This window comes from Azospirillaceae bacterium (genome assembly GCA_028283825.1).
In the GTDB taxonomy this organism is placed as follows: domain Bacteria; phylum Pseudomonadota; class Alphaproteobacteria; order Azospirillales; family Azospirillaceae; genus Nitrospirillum.
In genome coordinates this window covers 567,172-584,063 of record JAPWJW010000002.1, presented here as the reverse complement: position 1 = coordinate 584,063, position 16,892 = coordinate 567,172, and the positions used below count along the sequence as shown (strand labels likewise).

The following is a 16,892-nucleotide window of genomic DNA, read 5'->3' as shown; positions in this document are numbered from 1 at the left end:
AACGAATTTTAGGTGGGCCTACCCATTTTTTAGGAATTGCCCATCAGGGATTTTTGGCGCCCGTTCGTCCTCTATAGAAACAGCACCTTCAGGGTGCGGAAAAACCAAGGGAGGAATGGCGTCCGGTGAACAGAAACGCGGTGGATTTATGGTTTGTCGAGGAAGTCCTGCCGCTGGAGGCGGCGCTGACCGGTTACCTGCGCCGCAAATGGCGGGAAGCGAGCGAGATTCCCGATCTGCGCCAGGAAATCTACACCCGCGTCTACGAGGCGGCGACCGTGGCCATCCCTGACATGACCAAGCCCTTTCTGTTCATGACCGCGCGCAACCTGCTGATCGACCGGGCGCGCCGCGCCCAGGTGGTGTCGATCGAAACCATCCTGGACAGCGAAGGCCTGGACGTGGCCGACACCGTCCCCAATCCGGAACAGAGCGCCGTGGGCCGCGAGGCGCTGCGCCTGTTGCAGGCGGCGATCGACCGCCTGCCGCCGCGCTGCCGCGAGGTGACCCTGCTGCGCAAGGTGCACGGCCTGCCCCAGCGCGATGTCGCCCGCCGCATGGGCATCAGCGAAAGCACGGTGGAGCAGCAGGTGGCGAAGGGCGTCCGCCTGATCGCCGACGCCATGGTCGACATCGTTCCCGAACCCATCGCCAGCCGCTTCGGCCGGCAGGCCCGGCCCATGGGGCACCCGGCGGGACACCCAGCGGGACACAAGGCGGGCCGCTCATGACCGAGCATGACCCCATCGAGGAACAGGCGGCCCGCTGGCTGGCCCGCCAGGATGCCGGCCCCCTGGACGCGGCGGCCACGGCCGGCTTCGACGCCTGGATCGCCACCTCCACCCGCCATCGCGTCACCTATTTGCGGCTGGAGGCCGCCTGGCGGCATGCCGACCGGCTGGGCACCGCCCCGGTTCCGGCACGCCCATCCACGCCGCGCGCGCCCTGGCGCCGCTGGGCGCCCCTGATGGCGACGGCCGCGGCGGTGGCCCTGGTGGCCGTGGTGCCGCTGGTGGACTGGGATTGGCCCTTCGCCGGGGGCCAGAAGTTCAGCACCGGCGTCGGCGACCGCTATACCGCGCATTTGCAGGACGGCTCGCAGATCGAGTTGAACACCAACACCCGTCTGCGCGCCTCCGTCGACCAGACGACACGTGAAGTGCGGCTGGACAAGGGTGAGGCGTTCTTTGAGGTCGTGCACGACGACAAGCACCCCTTCGTGGTGATCGCCGGCGACCTGCGCATCGTCGATGTCGGCACCAAGTTCTCCGTGCGGCGCGATGGCGACAGGCTGGAGGTGGTGGTGGCGGAGGGCGCCGTCCTGGTGGAGGACATGGCCCATCCCAACGACGTGCCGCCCACGCTGGTGACCCAGCTGGGCTCGGCCGTGGCCCAGCCCAAAGCCATCCGCAAAAGCAACCGCAGCGAGGAACAGGTGCGCGACGCGCTGGGCTGGCGCCGGGGCGCGCTGGTCTTCACCGACCGGCCACTGCGTGAGGTGGCGGCGGAGTTCAACCGCTATAACCGCAAGCAGCTGGTGGTGCCGGTGGATGGCCCCCTGGGCGACATCCGCATCGGCGGCAGTTTCGAGGCCACCAATGTCGACGCCTTCGCCCGGCTGCTGCACAGCGGTTTCGGGCTGAAGGTAAACGACGACGGGTGGGAAATAAAAATTTCAAATTGAGGATAGGGGATCCGGCGGCGCCCTTCGTCATTACAAAATACAATAACTTAAGAAGTTAGGGAGAATCGTGCCAAATCCGAATATCCGGCGTGCCGTTTCGGCCGCCCTGATGACGACGGTCTGCTGGCCCGCCTTGACGCATGCCGCCGAATCCATCACCCAGTCCCCCACCGCGCCAACGATCACTGTGGCCGCCGCCGATACGGCGACCGAGACCGCGATCAACATTCCGGCCGGCGACCTGCGCACGGCGCTGGAAAGCTATATCCGCCAGACGGGATCGCAGCTGATTTACCGCGCCGACGATGTCGCCGGCCTCAGCACCCAGGGCGCGCAAGGCCACTTGTCGGCACAGCAGGCACTGGACAGCATCCTGGCCAACACCGGCCTGACCGTCCACCGCGACCCCTCGGGCGCCGTGGTGGTCAGCCGCAAGTCTGCCAGCAGCGCCGATGCGGCCCCGGCTGTGCGCAACGCGGCGGCGGCCGGCGCCGTGGTGGCCCAGCCCCAGGTGGCGCAGGCGGACACCATCGACACCGCCGTGGCCGGCGCCCCCGACCTTCAGGAAATCATCGTCACCGGCCTGCGATCCAAGCGCAACCTGCTGAACGCCTCCGTCGCCATCACGGCGGTGAACGAGGGCGACCTGGACCAGAAGGCGGCGCGCAGCACGGCCGAGGTGCTGGAAACCATTCCCGGCATCTTCGTGGAGGCCACCGCCGGCCCCGTGTCCAACAACTACTCGGTCCGCGGCCTGCCCGGCGGCAGCCAGCAGTTCGTCCGCCTGATCGAGGACGGCATGCCCGGCATCTATGGCGGCCTGAACGATGACGAGGTGTTCCAGAACGACATCTCGATCGAGCGGGTGGAGGCGTTGCAGGGCGGCAGCTCGGGCATCCTGACGCCCAACGCGGCCGGCGCCTCCATCAACTTCATCTCGCGCAAGCTGAACTTCGATGAGGCCGGCGGCATCGCCCGCATGACCGGCACCACCTATGGCGACCGGCGCGGCGATCTGTGGTTTTCCTCGCCCATCCCGGGCCTGAAGGACACCGCCTTCGCCATTTCCGGCTATTACGACAGCACGCCGGGCGTGCGCGATTCCCCGTTCCGCTACGACACCTATCACATCAAGGCGCAGCTGGAGCACAAGTTCGAAGACGGCTGGATCCGCTTCACCGTCAAGGATTGGGACGAGCACGACCCCTACTACGCCGACCAGCCCTACGCCTACAGCAACGGCCAGATTTCCAGTGTGGCCGGCCTGGACAGCCAGTACGGCAACATCATCGGCAAGGGTTTCGCCAACATCTCGGTGCCGGACTCCTGCTACGCCAACGGCCAGTGCTTCCGCAATTTCAGCATGCAGGAAGGCATCCACGCCAAGGGCCACCAGTTCCGCGTGGATGGGGAGCGGGAGTTCGACAACGGCCTGTCCGTGTTCTTCCGGGGCCGGTACACCGAGACGGACTGGAACTTCAACGGCGTGTTCGCCGGCAGCGGCACCGGCAACGGCGGCCTGGCCTCGGCGGTCGATTACCTGACGCCCAGCAGCGTCTCGCCCATCTACAGCCTGCTGCAGTCCGGCCTGGCGGCCTACCCCACCACGGCGCAGTTCGGCATCCGCAACCTGACCACCGGCCAGATCACCGCCGCGTCCAACACGGCGGCCCTGAACGCGCTGAACGGCAACGGCCTGCTGCAGCAGACGGTGCTGAACCGCCAGCTGGTCAAGCTGCGCGACTGGGGCAGCGATTTCGGCGCCAAGTGGGAAACGTCGGGCGACAGTTGGGCCAACAGCCTGACCGTGGGCGGCATGATTTACGCCACCGACATCAACACCGACCAGTCGGGCGTCGCCACCGTCATCAACGACGTGAGCAACGGGTCCAACATCTACGACGTCGTCGCGCTGAACAGCGCCGGCGGCGTGCTGGGATCCATCAGCAACAACGGCCTGATCTCCTACGGCGACTGGGGCCAGGGCATCAGCGCCACGCACCAGACCTCAAAATCCGTCTATGTGAACAATGAGTTCACCTGGAACCAGGATCTGCACGTCGACTTCGGCGTGCGGTATGAGCGCGAGGATACCGACGCGGTGGCGGGCAACAGCTCGGCCCTGGCCATCCCGGCCGGCGTCGGCGGCATCGTGCAGACCAACCCCAACGCCTTCAACGGCACCTACAGCTACACCTCGGGCCATGAATCGCCGGTGAACGTCACCGCCGGCGTCAACTACACCATCGCCCAGAACCTGTCGGTCTACGGCCGCTACGCCCACGCCTACCAGACCCAGGGCACCAACGCCGTCGCCACCGCCCTGACCCTGTATGAGGCGGGCGTGACATATTCCGACTATGGCCTGACGGGCACCATCCGCGGCTTCCGGACGGAGTTCAACAACCAGAACTGGGGCGGCGGCGTCGACGTCGACAACCCCAACCTGAACCAGGCCTTCTTCGCCGATTCCCAGACCAACGGCGTCGACGTCGACCTGTTCTACCGCCCGACGTACGAGCCGCTGCGGGCCTTCGCCATCCATGCCCAGGCGACCTACCAGGATCCGAAGTTCAGCAACGTCAAGGTCGGCTACACCGACGTCAACGGCACCAACATCGCGCCGCAGGTGGCCGCCTTCTATGACGGCAAGATCCCGGGCCGCACGCCGAAGCTTTTGTACGCCATCACGCCGGAATACGACCTGCCCGACAACAAGGGCCAGATCTACCTGCGCTACAAGTATGTCGGCCGCATCTTCGCCGACAACGGCAACCAGGTGGAACTGCCCGGCTACGGCGTGCTCAGCATCGGTGCCATCTACAACGTGACGCAGGCGACCACCCTGAACGTCAGTGTCGACAACGTGACCAACGAGTTGGGCCTGACGGAGGGCAACCCCCGCCAGGGCTTCACCCAGGAAATCGTCAACGGCTATTTCTACGGCCGCGGCATCGTCGGCACCAACGCCATGGTGTCCCTGACCGTGAAGTTCTGATCCCACGTTTCCTTCTTCCCGTTCCCTCCCTGAGGGCGGCGGATCGATGTCCGCCGCCCGTCTTTTTGAGGAGAGTCATCCCGTGTCAGATCGGCGGATCCGGAAGGTCGTCATCCTGGGTGGGGGCACCGCCGGCTGGATGACGGCGGCGGCACTGGCCAAGGTGAACACCCCGCCGCAGTTCGAGGTGACGCTGATCGAATCCGATGAGATCGGCATCATCGGCGTGGGTGAGGCCACCATCCCCACCATCCACTGGTTCAACCGCCTGGTCGACCTGGACGAGGGGCAGTTCCTGCGCGAGACCCGCGCCACCTTCAAGCTGGGCATCGAGTTCGTCGGCTGGAACGGCGGCGACTGCCGCTATTTCCACCCCTTCGGCCGCTATGGCGGACCGGCCGACGCGCAGATGTTCTTCCATCGCTGGATCCGCGCCGGCCTGGACGGAGCCACGGAAAGCCACCAGGACTATTCCCTGGCCACCCTGGCGGCGATGCAGGGCCGCTTCGGGCCGCCCGCCCCCGATCCCAATTCCATATTCGCCCCCCTGGGCTACGCCTACCATTTCGACGCCGGCCTCTATGCCGCCCATCTGCGCCGCCGGTCAGAAGCGCGCGGGGTGAAGCGTATCGAAGGCAAGGTGGAACGGATCGAGCAGGATCCGGAAACCGGCTTCGTCACCCGCCTTACCACCCACCGGGGTGAGATGGTGGAAGGCGACCTGTTCATCGACTGCTCCGGCCTGCGCGCCCTGCTGATCGACGGCACCCTGAAAAGCGGGTTCGAGGACTGGTCCCATTGGCTGCCCTGCGACCGCGCCCTGGCGGTGCCGTGTGAGCGGGTGGCCGCCCCCCTGCCCTACACCCGCGCCACCGCCCACGCCTTCGGCTGGCAATGGCGCATCCCGCTGCAGCACCGCACTGGCAACGGCATGGTCTACAGCAGCGCGTTCGCCAGCGAGGATGAGGCGGCGGCCGCCCTGATGGCCAACCTGGACGGCAAGCCGCTGGCCGACCCGCGCCTGATCCGCTTCCAGACCGGGCGACGGCCCCGCGCCTGGGTCAAGAACGTGGTGGCCATCGGCCTGTCCAGCGGCTTCCTGGAGCCCTTGGAGTCCACCTCCATCCACCTGATCCAGAGCGGCATCGCCAAGCTCCTGTCCCTGTTCCCCACCCGCGACTGCCCGGAAGAGACATCCCACCAGTTCAACCAGGTCTATGGCGCCGACGTGGAGGCGGTGCGCGATCTGCTGGTGCTGCACTACAGCCGCACCCAGGGTCGGGAGGAGCCGCTATGGCGCCATTGCCAGGCCATGGCCGTGCCGGAGGGCCTGACCTGGAAGGAACGGCACTTCACCCGCACCGGCCGTATCGTGCTGTCCACCGATGAACTGTTCCGCGAGGCCAGCTGGTTCGCCGTGATGATGGGCCAGGGCCTGCGGGCCACCGACTACAACCCGCTGCTGGACACCGTGCCGGCGGCGGAGAACCTGACCTATCTGAAGCGCCTGCGCGAACAGATGGCCAAGGCCGCCGCCACCTTGCCCACGCACGAGGATTACATCCGCCGCATGATGGGACCGGCGTGACCTCAAGCCCTTTCCGACTTTCCCCACAGGACCCGCCGATGCCACGCCTTTCCCACCTGCTCTCCAGTTCCGTCCTGGCCCTGACGCTGGCCTGGGCGCCGATGCCGGCCGTCGCCGACACCGCCCCGGCGCTGTCGTACAGCCTGACGGAGGGGCGCAACCTCAACAGCTTCACCCGTGATGGCAATGTGGCGGCCCACCTGCTGCTGCGCTCCGGCCGGGACGCCCGCATCCTGGTGGCCTTCCCCGCCGGCAACAGCAGCGTGGGCCTGTGGCTGGACACCGCCGACACTGCCACCTGGGCCCTGGACGGTGCACCCCGGCCGGTGACCGCCACCGACGGCCAGGGCCGCCCGATGCGCGGCATCGTGTTCGAGGCCACGCTGAAGGCGGACAGCGCCGTGCCCCGCCAGGGCGTGCTGTCCAGCACCCGGGTGTTGCGCGATTATGAGGGGCTGCACACCCTGCCGGCCCAGGTTCAGGTTCAGTCCACCCGCACCGGCGACACGCTGGACTGGGCCCGCGACCGCCTGGACGGTGCGCCCGGCTATCGCCTGACGGTGACGGTGACGCACGGCCAGTTGACGGACGCTGGCCTGAAGGCCGGCGCCGGCGGTACCATCGGCCTGCGCGTCACGGCGCTGACGGGGGAGACGCCGCTGACCCCGCTGGCCGGCGACCATCTGTTGAACGCCCAGGCAGCGGACCAGCCGGCCGCGCGCGACGCCCTGACCTTCCTCAGCTATCGCGAAAAGCTGCTGGCCGGGTCCTGGCGTTTTCACACCTATTTCGGGCGCGACACCCTGATGTCCGTCATGCTGCTGATGCCGGCCTTGCAGCCGGACGCGGTGCAGGCGGGCCTGGGCTCCGTCCTGGCCCGCCTGTCGCCGGATGGACAGGTGGCGCATGAGGAGGATATCGGCGAATTCGCCATCCTGGACCATCTGAAGACCGACGGCACCAAATCCGACGCGCCGGTCTATGACTACAAGATGGTGGACAGCGATTTCCTGCTGGCGCCGGTGGCGCGGGCCTGGCTGGTGGACGACGCGCGCGGCCGGGCCACGGCCGCCGCCTTCCTGGCCGCCCCGGATGGGCGCCAAACGGCTGGACAGGATGCGGAGGCGGCGGGTGCCGCCCTGGTGCGCAACCTGCGCCGGGTGGTGGCCCAGGCAGAACCCTTCGCCGCCGCGCCCGGCGCCCACACCCTGATACGGCTGAAGCCGGGCGTGCCGGTGGGTGAGTGGCGCGACAGCAACGACGGCCTGGGCGGCGGCGTCTATCCCTATGACGTCAACGCCATCCTGGTGCCGGCGGCACTGGAGGCGGTGGACGCCCTGCTGGCCGCCAAGCTGCTGGACCCGTGGCTGGACGGCGCGGCCCGCACGGATCTCGCCAAGGCCGCCACCCTGGCCAAGGTCTGGCGGGCCAAGGCCCCCGCCCTGTTTGAGGTGACGGTGACCCCGAACGCGGCGCGCATGGCCGTCGCCGCCTACGCCGCCAAGGTGGGCGTGCCGGCCGATGCCGCCCTGGCCGCCCTGCCTCTGGCGCCGGTGCGTTTCCACGCCCTGTCGCTGGACGCGGCGGGCAAGCCCATCCCGGTGCTGAATTCCGATGAGGGGTTCGACCTGCTGTTCAGCCGCCCCACAGCCCAGGCGCTGGACGCCGCCATGGATGCCGCCGACCGCCCCTTCCCGGCCGGCCTGATGACCGGCATCGGCATGGTGGTGGCCAACCCGGCCTACGCTCCGGCAGCGGTGCAGGACCTGTTCCCGCGTACCGCCTATCACGGCACGGTGGTCTGGTCCTGGCAGCAGGCGCTGACCGCCGCCGGCCTGGCCCGGCAGCTCACCCGAACCGACCTGCCGGCCGGAACCAGGGCCAAGCTGACTCGGATGCAGACGGCCCTATGGCAGGTGATCGACGCCGCCAAGGGCGTGCAAAGCTCCGAACTGTGGTCCTGGGACTTCCGCGACGGGCACTATGTGGTGGCCCCCTTCGGCGCCGGCGGCGGCGATGCCGATGAGTCCAACGCCGCCCAGCTGTGGAGCACCGTCTACCTGGCGGTGCAGCCGCCCAAGCATTGACCGGCCGCCCGAGCCGTCAGCCCCCGGATTGGGGGCTGGCGCCGTCCAGATGATAATACAGGCAATTCTCGTCATCCGGCGTCAGGCGCACGGTACCGGTAACGACCACCAGGTCATAGCTGACGGTGACCGGCACCGTCGTGCGTACCTCCACCACCGTCGGCCGCGCCCGGCGGCGGGCAGAAGGGGCAGCTGGGGGCCAGCGCGCTCAACAGGAAATGGGTGGAGCGCTCCGTCTGTTCCAGCGGGATGATATAGCCGCCCAGGGTCAGGCTCTGCCCCGCCATATGCTGCACGTTCGGGCCGAAGATGGCGCGCAGCCGCGTGCCGTTCTTCACCTTGACCTCGACCTCCTTCACGTCGGCGATCCTGTCCCAGCCCAGGGTGGCCCGGGGAATGTCCTGCACCTTGGGGGCCGTCCCCTTTTCCAGGCGCAAGGCCAGGGCGGAGGACGGCATCAAGACGGGAAGAAGGGCGGCCAGCAGCAGGACCGGACGGTGGGGCAGCGGCATGGGGCAATTCCGTGGATGGCGATAAAAAGACGTTATGTTATAACATCTCTCAATTCCAGCACTTCGACGGGAAACGGGACGATGAACAGGGCAATCGTTGGGATCATGGCGCTGGCCATAGGCTTGGCCGCCGGGACGGCGCGGGCGCAGGACGCGACGACCACATCCGCCCCACCGCCCCAGGCGCCCACCCCGGCCACCCCGCCGCGGGCGACCAGCACCACGCCGGAAGACCCGGAACTGGCCGCCGCCGCCATCCGCAACATGCGGGAGGAGAAATGGCGGGAGGCCGCGCGCGCCTATCAGGCCACCCTGGGACCTGACGCGCCGCCGGGCGCATCGGGCCTGTGCTGTCATCCCACACCCTACGGCACGGAGTGGTGCCACTAGAGCCGACTCTAGTTGAGTCTGTCCGCGAGCGGATTCACGCTTCAAGGCGATTCCGCCTTTACGCGACCCGCTCTAAATCAGGACTGCGCCAGCGTCCGCGCCACGTCGGTGCGATAGGCCTGGATGGCCGGCAGCGCCGCCGCCACGGCGGCAACCGCGACCGCCAGGCCCAGCAGGCCCAGTTCCGCCGGCACCACCGTCCACGGGCTGAGGCCGAAGTCGCGGGCCCGGGGCGACAGGGTCGCGAACAAGGCCAGCCCGCCATGGGCCAGCGCCAGGCCGGCCAGGGTTCCGGTCCCGCTGACCAGCAGCGCCTCCACCCCGATCTGGACAACGATGCGGGCGCGGCTGGCGCCCAGGCTGCGCATGACCGCCAGATCATAGCGGCGCTGTTGCAAGGCGTTGGTCAGCGCCACGAAGGTGCCCAGTGCCGAGGTCAGCACCAGCAGCACGCCGATGGCGCGAAAGGCATCCAGCCCCGCCCCCAGCAAGGACATCAGGCGGACCAGTTCGGCGGCCGGGCTGGCGGCCTGGGCGCCGCTTTCGCTGTTGATGGCCCGCGGCAACCGGGCGGCGGCCAATGGCGAAGCGTAGCGCACCAGGATGGCCGTCACCTCGCGCGGTGGCTGGGTGCCCGGCACTTCCGCATGGTCGCCATCCCCATCGCCATCGTCGTCATGGTGATGATGGTGGTCGTGCACCGCCCAGACGCTTTCCACCGGCGTCAGCACCAGGCGGTCCACCACCGTGCCGGTGGGGGCGAGGATGCCGACGATGGTATAGGGCATGTGGGCGTGCACCTCCCCACCCGGGGTCAGGCCGTGGCTGCCGGCGATGGTGTCGCCCACGCGCAGCCCGGCCGCCCGCGCCACGGATGCCCCCACCGTGGCCTCCATCGCCGCGGCGAACATCCGCCCCTCGGCCGGTACCGCCTGGTAGTGGGCCGGGTAATCCGGCGTGGTGCCCACGATGCGGAACCCGCGATAGCTGTCGCCCAGCGCCACCGGGATGGCCTGTTTCACCAGCGGGTTGCGCCGCAAATCCTCCAGCGTCGCCAGCGGCACGTTGCCGGTGGGCACGTCGGCCTGGTAGACGCTGGACAGGATCAGTTGCAGCGGGCTGCCCTTGGCGCCCACCACCAGGTCGATGCCGGCGACATCGCGGGTCAGCCGGCCCTGCATCTGGGCGTCGATCAGCGCCAGGCCGGCGATGGCGGCCACGCCCAGCGCCAGCAGCAGCAGGTTCAGGCCGGTGGCCAGGCGGTTCCGGCGCAAATACGCCAGGCTGAGGCCGATGGGACCCAGGGTGCCGGTCATGCCGCGGCCCCCAGAACGGGGGACGCCAGCACCAGCCGGGTGGACAGGCGGGTCTTCAGCCGCGCGTCATGGGTGGCGATCAGCAGGGTGGCGCCGTTCTCGGCCGCCTGCTCCAGCATCAGATCCAGCAGGCGCTGGCAATTGCCGTCGTCCAGCGCGCTGGTGGGTTCGTCCGCCAGCACCAGCGCCGGCCGGTTGACGACAGCGCGGGCGATGGCCAGGCGCTGGCGTTCGCCTTGCGAAAGCTGCCGGGGATAGGCCTGGGCGAGAGGACCCAGGCCGATGCGGTCCAGCAGGTCGGCGACACGGCCGTCATCCAGGGGATACCCGGCCAGCCGTTGCGCCAGCCGCAGATTGTCGGCCAGCGTCAGGGCGTTCACCAGGTGCAGTTGCTGGAACACCAGGCCGATGCAGGCGCCGCGCACCACATCGCGCACGCCTTCGCTCAGGCTGGTCATGTCCTGCCCCGCCACGGTCACCTGCCCCGCCGTCGGCGCCAGCAGGCCGGCGATGATCTGCAACAAAGTGGTCTTGCCGCTGCCGCTGGGCCCCAGCAACAGTCCGTGATCACCGGAATTCACCCGCCAGTCGGGCAGGTCCAACACAAGGCGGCCGGCCACCGCATGGCGCAGGTCACGCAGATGGATCAGGGGTGGCAAGGGCATGGGCGATCCTGGCGATAAATTAGTTACGTTATAACATAACTAAATATCGGCTCCGCCCGGAACCGTCCATGCCTTTCTTGTCGCGCCTCACCGGGGCCATCACGCGGCCGCGGCGGGGCGTCCACGCGGGCCCCCGCCCGGTGCGGGCGATTTTACGATTTGGTGCCAATATTCCCGGCGTCGGATGATCACCAACGTAAGCGGTGCGTACGCCCCACCGGCATAGCGGTTGACGGTTCAGTTGGCGCCGCAGCAGCGCTTGTATTTCTTGCCTGATCCGCAGGGGCACGGGTCGTTGCGGCCGACCTTGGCCTGGCGGATCGGCTCCGCCTTCCGGGGGCCGCGTGCCGCTCTGATCTTGGCGATCTTGTGCAGGACGAGGATGGCGCGGGGGATTTGTCCGGCGGCCTCATTGAGGCGTTCGTCGATGTCCTCGGCGGGGACGAAGGCGCCGTCGTCGAGGTCGATGAAGCCGGCGAAGGGGGTGATGACCGCCTCCAGCCGTTCATCTCCGGCAAAGGCGGTCCAGCCCTCGGGCGCCAGAGCCATGGCCCGCCAGAAGCCGGAGACCCATTCCCGGACAGCCTGGTGGGTGGGCTTTTCTCCAGCGTCCAGGAAGGCCGGGCGGTAGTCGCAGACCCGCTCCGTTTCCAGCCGTTCAAGGCCGGCGTCGATCTCGCTCAGGAGGCTGTTGTAACGGGTCATCAGCGTGCCGAGCACCGCATTGAGGTCGGCGTCGTTGTCGAAGACCGGTTCCTCGTCGCCCCAGAGAGCGGCGATCCAGCGGCTGGGCGGGATCAGGTCGGGCGCCACCACGACGCCGGTCAGATAGCCTTCCAGCGCCAGCGGCGACAGCGCGTTCCCCGGCGCCGCCGGCGAGGTGAGGAGGCCCAGCCAGGCGGTGGATGAGGAGGTGATGGTCATGCAGCACACCTCGTCGCGATGGGCCCCGTCACGGTGGCCTGCGCCTTGGCCCAGGCCCACGGCGTGAGCTCTGCCAGCCGCGCGTTGGGCCAGCCGTCGACCAGCCGGGCCAGCACGTCGGCCAGGTAGGCCTCCGGGTTCACGCCCTGCAGCTTGCAGGTCTCGATGAGCGAGGCGATCACCGCCCAGTTCTCCGCCCCCCGGTCATGACCGGCGAAGAGCGCGTTCTTGCGATTGAGGACCAAGGGCCGGATGCTCCGTTCCACCGTGTTGGAATCGATCTCTATCCGCCCGTCGTCAAGGAAGCGGACGAGGCCGGTCCACTGGTTGAGCGCGTAGCGGATGGCCTCAGCCGTGGTCGATTTGGCGGAGACGCGTCCCAGTTGCCGCTCCAGCCATTGCTTGAACTCTTCGACCAGCGGCTGGCTCCGTGCCTGCCGGACGGATCGCCGTTCCGCCGCCGTGCGGCCCCGTATCTCCGCCTCAATGGCGTAGAGCCGGGCGATCCGTCGCAACGCCTCCTCGGCGATGGGTGCCGGTCCCGTCTTGGTGATGTCGACGAACTCCCGCCGCAGATGCGCCCAGCAATGCGCGAGCCCGATGCCGGTGCGGCCCGCTACCGTCTTGTAGACGGTATAGCCGTCGGTCTGGATGACGCCGGCGAACCCGTCGAGCACGGCGGCGGCATGCTTGGCACCCCGGCCAGGCGCGTAGTGATAGACCACCGCCGGCGGATCACTTCCCCGCCAAGGCCGGTCATCCCGCGCCAGCGCCCAGAAGTAGCCGCTCTTGGTCCTGCCCCGGCCCGGGTCGAGCACCGGCGCCCTGGTCTCATCGACGAACAGCTTGGCGGAGTTCAACAGGTTGGCACGCATCGCCCGCCAGACCGGCGTCAATTCAGCGGCGGCATAGCCCACCCAGAAGGCCAAGGTCGAGCGGTCGATCTTTATCCCCTGCCGGGCGAAGCCCTGGGCCTGCCGGTAGAGGGGAACGTGATCGGCGTATTTGGTGACCAGCACATTCGCCACCAGCCGCTCGGTCGGCAAGCCTCCTTCGATCAGGCGGGCCGGTGCCGGGGCTTGGACCACCGCGCCCGAACAGGCGCGGCAGCCATAGCGGGGACGGCGGGTCACGATCACCTGGTAGCGGGCTGGCACCACGTCCAACCGCTCCGACCGGTCCTCGCCGATCACATGCATGGCGCCCCGGCAGCAGGGACAGGCCGTGTTCTCCGGCGCCACCACCACCTCGACGCGTGGCAGGTGCGGCGGCAGCGATCCCCGTGCCTTGCGGCGCTCGCCGGTTCGCCGCCGCTTCAGCGCGGGATCATCCTTCTCCGCCACCGCCTCGGTCTCAGCCTGCGCCTGCTCAACGCCCTCCAGCGCCAGGTTGAGCTGGTCGGCATCGAGCCGCTCCGACCGCGGGCCGAACTGCATGCGCTGCAGTTGGCGGATGAGGTGGCGCAACCGGTCGTTCAGATCCTCGACCCGTCGGCGCTCCGTCCGCTCGGCCTCCAACGTCTCCGCCAGCGCCAGAACCTGGGCGCGCAAGGCCTCGACGTCGGCCGGAAGGGTGTCGGGATCAATCCGCATGGTAGCGGCATTTATAGCACGGAATCAGCCACTTGGGCCATAGCCCCCTGCGGCCCCGGCGCTATTGCGCGGCTTTCGGACGTCCCTGCCGCGGGACGTGCAACCGGCTCCAGTCCAGCCCGGCCAACAGCGCCTCCATCTGTGCGCCCGACAGCCGCATAACCCCGTCGGTGATCGGCGGCCAGCGGAAGGCGCCGGCCTCCAGGCGCTTCCACACCAACACCAACCCGGTGCCATCCCAGACCAGGAGCTTCAGTCTATCCGTGCGCTTGGAGCGAAACACGAAGACCGTCCCCGAGAACGGGTCCTGCGCCAGCACCTCCTGCACCAGCGCTGCCAGGCCGTCAGCACCGCGGCGGAAGTCCACCGGCCGCGTCGCCACCAGAACCCGGATGCCGGACGGGGGGATGATCATCCCAGCCGCTTCAGCGTGCGCAGCACCCGCGCCAGCAGGGCCGGATCGGTATCATCGCCTACTCGGATCACGGCGCCCGCATAGGCGATCTCGATACCCGGACCTGTCGCCGCCGCCATCCCTTCCGCGAGCACGGGTGCGAACGTGATGCCGACCGCCTTCTCCTCGCCGCGAAGTTCCCGGCGCCACGCATACAACTGGTTCCGATGCATCCCGTGACGCCGCGCCACGGCGCTCGCCACCGCGTCCGGCTCCCTACTCTCCGCCACGATCCGCGCCTTCTCTTCAGCACTCCACCGGCGCCGACGCTCAGGTCCGTCCAGCACCTCCGCCAAAAGCGACGTGGGCTCATTGATTGGCAAATTAATGGGCAAACGATCCAACCGGGCCTCCTTCAACAGGCCCGATCGTCGCACATCGTGGGATGCCGGACGACGTGGGGGCAAAACAGCGCTTACTCACCAACGAATGGCGTCCATAATTAACTGACAGCCAATGGTGGATTTATTATGGAAAAATGCACATCGTCCGCAGTGGAATCGTGGACCTGGGGCCTAAAATGATGTCCGCCAAGCCATTGGGACATTAGAGCGGAACGGGGCGAATGACCGAAGATGTATTTTGGAAGCCTGGCGGCAGCGCTTGATGAATTTCAGACAGTTTCGTCCAATAGATAGCAATCACCACACCAGCGCACACGCATATTTACTACATTAATAGAATTTGGTTAATTTCACAAATAAAGTGTTGTGTTATTCGTTGGTAAATTCAGATTATTTTTGGATATCTTGCCTTGTAAATCGTCATGTACCCATCCCCAAGACACTCCTTGAGCATGTTTTCTATTTTTGCGCATTGCAGATAAGCCTCATCCACGTCGGCGATATCGAGTTTCTTCCCCGCGTAGGCGGTCGTCTTTTCGTTGCAGACCTGCCGTGCCTCATACAGCGCATCGATCAGGTCACTCGGGTCGAGCATGTTCAATTCGCGCTTATGCGGGACGACTTGCAACTCCTGACCTGAATTCGCCATTTAAGCCCCCCCTTTCGACTGGTCAGACAAGATATACTCCGTCCCCAATAGTTGCTATAGGCCGGGGGCAATACGCCTGGTGGTATAGCCCCCGCCCCGGATGGCTTGAGCCCCCTGCATCCATCATGACGGACGAGATGTTCACCGGCGTGCGTCGTCGGCTTCCCCCCGTGCCGCCGACTGCCTGCACGTGACGGGGGCCGCCTTGGGCACGGGCAGCAGCCCGGCGCGTTTTCGTATCAGAGGTTCAAGATCTTGGTGCGCATGGTCAGCTCCAGCGACGCACTGTCGAAGACGTTGTCCCAGTCGCCCTCCGCGCGCGGGCGGAACAGACGCATGGACGGGTACCAGGGACAGTCCGTACGGTCCAGCAGCCACAACCAATGGGCGACATGGCCCAGCAGCACCCAGACCTCCTTGCCCAGCGCACCCGACAGGTGGGCCACGGAACTGTCGGTCATGATGATCAGGTCCATCTGCTCGATCGCCGCCGCGGTGTCGGCGAAATCGCCCAGGTGCGGAGCCAGGTCGATGATGGGCCCCCCCTTGGGCAAGTCATGCAGCGACTTCTCCGGCGGCCCCTTCTGCAGGCTGTAGAGTTGGACGCCGGGCAGCGCGAAGGCCTGGAAGAAACGCAGCAGCGGCTGGGCCCGTTCCTCGTTGCGCTTGAAGGTCGTGCTGCCGGACCAGACGACCCCCACCCGCAGGCGGCCGTCGCGGGGGCCCACCAATTGCGTGAACTTCGCCCGCCGGTCAGCCGGCGCCTTCAGGTAGGGTTGGGTCGGGATGCGGGCGAAATCCGCCGTGAACAGGCCGGGCAGGCTGCACAGATGGGCGTGGTAGTCGGCTTCCGGCAACGGCGCCCCCCAGGGGATCAACTGGTCGGCGACGCCCATTTCCGCCAGCAGGGGAATGATCTCCTTCTGGCATTCGACGATCAATTCCCCGCCCAGCGCCTTCACCCGCGACAGATAGCGCGCCACCCACAGCGTGTCGCCGAACCCCTGCTCCGCCAGCAGCACCAAGCGCTTGCCGCCGTAGGGGCGGCCATCCCACTTGGCGCTTTTCAGGTTCTCGCGGATCGGCACCTGGCCGCTGATCAGCCGGACCTCGTAATCCTCCCACGCCGGCAGGTAGTTGCCGAAGTAGAGGTAGCTGCGCCCCCGGTCCCAACGCGCCTTGTGGAAATCCGGGTTCAGCTCCAGGGCGCGGCTGAAGGACAGCACCGCCTCCCCATGGTCGCCGGCCTCCGCCAGCGAGGTGCCCAGGTTGTGGTGCAGCAGCACATCCCGGGGCGCCAGCTCGATGGCCCGGCGGTGGGCGTTGACGGCACTTTTCAGGTACTTCAGCTTGGTCAGCGCATTGCCCAGGTTGGTCCAGATGCCCGACCCGCGCGGGTTGGCCGCCACCGCGTCGCGGTAGCACCACAAGGCATCCAGGTGCCGCCCCATCTGCGCGAACATGACGCCGCGCGCGTTCAGCAAATCGCCGTCATGGCCCAGGCGGGCGATGGCTTCCCGCAGCATCACCTCGGCTTCCGCATATTTGCCCGCATCGTGCAGCGCCGTCGCCTGGCGCAGGACTTCCGGAGCGCTCAAGACTTCCGTCACTTGAACCGTGTCCACTCACTCTTCTCCGACCCATGGGATGGGGTTGGGCGCCCATCGGTGTCTGGCCAAGGCCGAACAC

The 16,892-nt window shown here is 67.5% G+C and carries 15 protein-coding genes; 6 read left to right on the top strand and 9 right to left on the bottom strand.

Annotation, left to right across the window (positions count from 1 at the left end; translation table 11 throughout):
• Window positions 1-125: 125 nt before the first annotated feature.
• The 5 genes from PW843_11185 to PW843_11165 all read left to right on the top strand — a co-directional run bounded on the left by PW843_11185 (window position 126) and on the right by PW843_11165 (window position 8,357).
• Window positions 126-731, top strand: coding sequence for an RNA polymerase sigma factor (locus PW843_11185; GenBank protein MDE1147168.1), 606 nt, complete (start codon window positions 126-128; stop codon window positions 729-731).
• Window positions 728-1,684, top strand: coding sequence for a FecR domain-containing protein (locus PW843_11180; GenBank protein ID MDE1147167.1), 957 nt, complete (start codon window positions 728-730; stop codon window positions 1,682-1,684). The genes PW843_11185 and PW843_11180 overlap by 4 nt, the downstream gene beginning before the upstream one ends.
• A 67-nt stretch (window positions 1,685-1,751) precedes the next feature.
• Window positions 1,752-4,682, top strand: coding sequence for a TonB-dependent receptor (locus PW843_11175; protein MDE1147166.1), 2,931 nt, complete (start codon window positions 1,752-1,754; stop codon window positions 4,680-4,682).
• A gap of 82 nt (window positions 4,683-4,764) precedes the next feature.
• Window positions 4,765-6,270, top strand: a complete 1,506-nt coding sequence (locus PW843_11170; GenBank protein MDE1147165.1) for a tryptophan 7-halogenase — start codon at window positions 4,765-4,767, stop codon at window positions 6,268-6,270.
• Between the two features lie 38 nt (window positions 6,271-6,308).
• On the top strand, window positions 6,309-8,357 hold the full coding sequence (locus tag PW843_11165) for a hypothetical protein (GenBank protein ID MDE1147164.1): 2,049 nt from the start codon (window positions 6,309-6,311) through the stop codon (window positions 8,355-8,357).
• A gap of 113 nt (window positions 8,358-8,470) precedes the next feature.
• On the opposite strand, the gene PW843_11160 is transcribed toward PW843_11165, so the two are convergent.
• Window positions 8,471-8,869 (bottom strand): DUF3299 domain-containing protein, encoded by a 399-nt coding sequence (locus tag PW843_11160; GenBank protein MDE1147163.1) that lies wholly within the window; start codon window positions 8,867-8,869, stop codon window positions 8,471-8,473.
• A gap of 81 nt (window positions 8,870-8,950) precedes the next feature.
• Between PW843_11160 and PW843_11155 the strand changes: the two genes are divergently transcribed.
• On the top strand, window positions 8,951-9,259 hold the full coding sequence (locus PW843_11155; protein MDE1147162.1) for a hypothetical protein: 309 nt from the start codon (window positions 8,951-8,953) through the stop codon (window positions 9,257-9,259).
• Between the two features lie 77 nt (window positions 9,260-9,336).
• Here the strand turns inward: PW843_11155 and PW843_11150 are convergent, their stop codons facing one another.
• The 8 genes from PW843_11150 to PW843_11115 form a co-directional block, all read right to left on the bottom strand.
• Window positions 9,337-10,575, bottom strand: coding sequence for an ABC transporter permease (locus PW843_11150; GenBank protein ID MDE1147161.1), 1,239 nt, complete (start codon window positions 10,573-10,575; stop codon window positions 9,337-9,339).
• Window positions 10,572-11,240: an ATP-binding cassette domain-containing protein gene (locus tag PW843_11145; GenBank protein ID MDE1147160.1), complete on the bottom strand. Its 669-nt coding sequence runs from the start codon at window positions 11,238-11,240 to the stop codon at window positions 10,572-10,574. Before PW843_11145 ends, PW843_11150 begins: the two co-directional genes overlap by 4 nt.
• Before the next feature lie 237 nt (window positions 11,241-11,477).
• Window positions 11,478-12,164 (bottom strand): YecA family protein, encoded by a 687-nt coding sequence (locus PW843_11140; GenBank protein MDE1147159.1) that lies wholly within the window; start codon window positions 12,162-12,164, stop codon window positions 11,478-11,480.
• Window positions 12,161-13,756 (bottom strand): IS66 family transposase, encoded by a 1,596-nt coding sequence (locus tag PW843_11135; GenBank protein ID MDE1147158.1) that lies wholly within the window; start codon window positions 13,754-13,756, stop codon window positions 12,161-12,163. Before PW843_11135 ends, PW843_11140 begins: the two co-directional genes overlap by 4 nt.
• A 61-nt stretch (window positions 13,757-13,817) precedes the next feature.
• Window positions 13,818-14,171: an IS66 family insertion sequence element accessory protein TnpB gene (gene tnpB, locus PW843_11130; protein ID MDE1147157.1), complete on the bottom strand. Its 354-nt coding sequence runs from the start codon at window positions 14,169-14,171 to the stop codon at window positions 13,818-13,820.
• Window positions 14,168-14,506 (bottom strand): transposase, encoded by a 339-nt coding sequence (locus PW843_11125; protein ID MDE1147156.1) that lies wholly within the window; start codon window positions 14,504-14,506, stop codon window positions 14,168-14,170. Before PW843_11125 ends, tnpB begins: the two co-directional genes overlap by 4 nt.
• Window positions 14,507-14,939: 433 nt before the next feature.
• The gene (locus PW843_11120) at window positions 14,940-15,203 is read right to left on the bottom strand and encodes a hypothetical protein (protein MDE1147155.1); all 264 of its coding nucleotides are present in this window, start codon (window positions 15,201-15,203) and stop codon (window positions 14,940-14,942) included.
• Window positions 15,204-15,442: 239 nt separating this feature from the next.
• On the bottom strand, window positions 15,443-16,828 hold the full coding sequence (locus PW843_11115) for a tetratricopeptide repeat-containing glycosyltransferase family protein (GenBank protein MDE1147154.1): 1,386 nt from the start codon (window positions 16,826-16,828) through the stop codon (window positions 15,443-15,445).
• Window positions 16,829-16,892: the final 64 nt, after the last annotated feature.

Excerpts from the sequence above, each read along its gene's own strand:
- PW843_11180 (MDE1147167.1), top strand. The coding sequence starts at position 728 with ATGACCGAGCATGACCCCATCGAGGAACAGGCGGCCCGCTGGCTGGCC.
- PW843_11165 (MDE1147164.1), top strand. The coding sequence starts at position 6,309 with ATGCCACGCCTTTCCCACCTGCTCTCCAGTTCCGTCCTGGCCCTGACG.
- PW843_11160 (MDE1147163.1), bottom strand. The coding sequence starts at position 8,869 with ATGCCGCTGCCCCACCGTCCGGTCCTGCTGCTGGCCGCCCTTCTTCCC.
- PW843_11155 (MDE1147162.1), top strand. The coding sequence starts at position 8,951 with ATGAACAGGGCAATCGTTGGGATCATGGCGCTGGCCATAGGCTTGGCC.
- PW843_11150 (MDE1147161.1), bottom strand. The coding sequence starts at position 10,575 with ATGACCGGCACCCTGGGTCCCATCGGCCTCAGCCTGGCGTATTTGCGC.
- PW843_11145 (MDE1147160.1), bottom strand. The coding sequence starts at position 11,240 with ATGCCCTTGCCACCCCTGATCCATCTGCGTGACCTGCGCCATGCGGTG.
- PW843_11140 (MDE1147159.1), bottom strand. The coding sequence starts at position 12,164 with ATGACCATCACCTCCTCATCCACCGCCTGGCTGGGCCTCCTCACCTCG.
- PW843_11135 (MDE1147158.1), bottom strand. The coding sequence starts at position 13,756 with ATGCGGATTGATCCCGACACCCTTCCGGCCGACGTCGAGGCCTTGCGC.
- tnpB (MDE1147157.1), bottom strand. The coding sequence starts at position 14,171 with ATGATCATCCCCCCGTCCGGCATCCGGGTTCTGGTGGCGACGCGGCCG.
- PW843_11120 (MDE1147155.1), bottom strand. The coding sequence starts at position 15,203 with ATGGCGAATTCAGGTCAGGAGTTGCAAGTCGTCCCGCATAAGCGCGAA.